Origin of the sequence: Bacillus silvicola (assembly GCF_050524305.1) — a bacterium.
Lineage (GTDB): Bacteria > Bacillota > Bacilli > Bacillales > Bacillaceae_G > Bacillus_A > Bacillus_A cereus_AT.
The window spans coordinates 935,001-937,500 of record NZ_JBNGVC010000013.1 but is presented as its reverse complement, the minus strand read 5'-3'; the positions used below and the strand labels follow the sequence as shown (position 1 = coordinate 937,500).

The following is a 2,500-nucleotide window of genomic DNA, read 5'->3' as shown; positions in this document are numbered from 1 at the left end:
GATGTGGAGTTGCTTAGACAACTAGGATGTTGGCTTAGAAGCAGCCACCATTTAAAGAGTGCGTAATAGCTCACTAGTCGAGTGACTCTGCGCCGAAAATGTACCGGGGCTAAATACACCACCGAAGCTGCGAATTGATACCAATGGTATCAGTGGTAGGGGAGCGTTCTAAGTGCAGTGAAGTCAGACCGGAAGGACTGGTGGAGCGCTTAGAAGTGAGAATGCCGGTATGAGTAGCGAAAGACGGGTGAGAATCCCGTCCACCGAATGCCTAAGGTTTCCTGAGGAAGGCTCGTCCGCTCAGGGTTAGTCAGGACCTAAGCCGAGGCCGACAGGCGTAGGCGATGGACAACAGGTTGATATTCCTGTACCACCTCTTTATCGTTTGAGCAATGGAGGGACGCAGAAGGATAGAAGAAGCGTGCGATTGGTTGTGCACGTCCAAGCAGTTAGGCTGATAAGTAGGCAAATCCGCTTATCGTGAAGGCTGAGCTGTGATGGGGAAGCTCCTTATGGAGCGAAGTCTTTGATTCCCCGCTGCCAAGAAAAGCTTCTAGCGAGATAAAAGGTGCCTGTACCGCAAACCGACACAGGTAGGCGAGGAGAGAATCCTAAGGTGTGCGAGAGAACTCTGGTTAAGGAACTCGGCAAAATGACCCCGTAACTTCGGGAGAAGGGGTGCTTTCTTAACGGAAAGCCGCAGTGAATAGGCCCAAGCGACTGTTTAGCAAAAACACAGGTCTCTGCGAAGCCGTAAGGCGAAGTATAGGGGCTGACACCTGCCCGGTGCTGGAAGGTTAAGGAGAGGGGTTAGCGTAAGCGAAGCTCTGAACTGAAGCCCCAGTAAACGGCGGCCGTAACTATAACGGTCCTAAGGTAGCGAAATTCCTTGTCGGGTAAGTTCCGACCCGCACGAAAGGTGTAACGATTTGGGCACTGTCTCAACCAGAGACTCGGTGAAATTATAGTACCTGTGAAGATGCAGGTTACCCGCGACAGGACGGAAAGACCCCGTGGAGCTTTACTGTAGCCTGATATTGAATTTTGGTACAGTTTGTACAGGATAGGCGGGAGCCATTGAAACCGGAGCGCTAGCTTCGGTGGAGGCGCTGGTGGGATACCGCCCTGACTGTATTGAAATTCTAACCTACGGGTCTTATCGACCCGGGAGACAGTGTCAGGTGGGCAGTTTGACTGGGGCGGTCGCCTCCTAAAGTGTAACGGAGGCGCCCAAAGGTTCCCTCAGAATGGTTGGAAATCATTCGTAGAGTGCAAAGGCATAAGGGAGCTTGACTGCGAGACCTACAAGTCGAGCAGGGACGAAAGTCGGGCTTAGTGATCCGGTGGTTCCGCATGGAAGGGCCATCGCTCAACGGATAAAAGCTACCCCGGGGATAACAGGCTTATCTCCCCCAAGAGTCCACATCGACGGGGAGGTTTGGCACCTCGATGTCGGCTCATCGCATCCTGGGGCTGTAGTCGGTCCCAAGGGTTGGGCTGTTCGCCCATTAAAGCGGTACGCGAGCTGGGTTCAGAACGTCGTGAGACAGTTCGGTCCCTATCCGTCGTGGGCGTAGGAAATTTGAGAGGAGCTGTCCTTAGTACGAGAGGACCGGGATGGACGCACCGCTGGTGTACCAGTTGTTCTGCCAAGGGCATAGCTGGGTAGCTATGTGCGGAAGGGATAAGTGCTGAAAGCATCTAAGCATGAAGCCCCCCTCAAGATGAGATTTCCCATAGCGTAAGCTAGTAAGATCCCTGAAAGATGATCAGGTTGATAGGTTCGAGGTGGAAGCATGGTGACATGTGGAGCTGACGAATACTAATAGATCGAGGACTTAACCATATAATATGTAGCAAATGTTATCTAGTTTTGAAGGAATATGCCTTCATAGTTTGGTGATGATGGCAGAGAGGTCACACCCGTTCCCATACCGAACACGGAAGTTAAGCTCTCTAGCGCCGATGGTAGTTGGGACCTTGTCCCTGTGAGAGTAGGACGTCGCCAAGCAACCTTAAGACGAGTCAGAATGACTCGTCTTTTTTGTGTACATTTCGTTAGAAATAACTTCTTAATAACCCAAAATACCACTTTAGATTTTAAGTATTGCCCATTCTTTTAAGATTTGTGGTTACATTGCTATATAATTTTTTATTCAATTTCTCCCGTGATTTTTGATATGTAATTTAAGATTTTCTATTTTATTTCTTATAGATACGATTCATTGGTGTGTTAAAATAGTACAGTTATTTTGAAGTACTTTAATATAAGAAGATTTAATTTTGAAAAAGGAGATAATATGAAAAAGATAGGTGTAATTACTATAGTAGTTTTAGTCCTTCTAGCGATTGCATATATGTTAGTCGGGAATTATTTTTATAATTATGCGTTGAATGCGAAACAAGAAAAAGATTTTTTAGAGGATAATCCTCACTTAAAGGAAACGGTGAATGCATCGGGAGGTGCATTGGCTACGAATGAAGACAAGAATGCGAACTT

The 2,500-nt window shown here is 47.8% G+C and carries 1 protein-coding gene and 2 rRNA genes (2 of these 3 only partly in view); all 3 read left to right on the top strand.

Going from position 1 to position 2,500, the window contains the following annotated elements; all coding sequences use genetic code 11:
* Positions 1-1,846 (top strand): 23S ribosomal RNA (locus ACP6L7_RS26875); it begins 1,076 nt to the left of the window's first position.
* A gap of 49 nt (positions 1,847-1,895) precedes the next feature.
* A 5S ribosomal RNA gene (gene rrf, locus ACP6L7_RS26870) occupies positions 1,896-2,011 on the top strand.
* A gap of 289 nt (positions 2,012-2,300) precedes the next feature.
* Positions 2,301-2,500: the 5' portion of an alpha/beta hydrolase gene (locus ACP6L7_RS26865; RefSeq protein ID WP_097833476.1), read on the top strand. The gene runs 760 nt beyond the window's last position; only the first 200 of its 960 coding nucleotides appear in the window; the start codon lies at positions 2,301-2,303; its stop codon lies beyond the right edge, outside the window.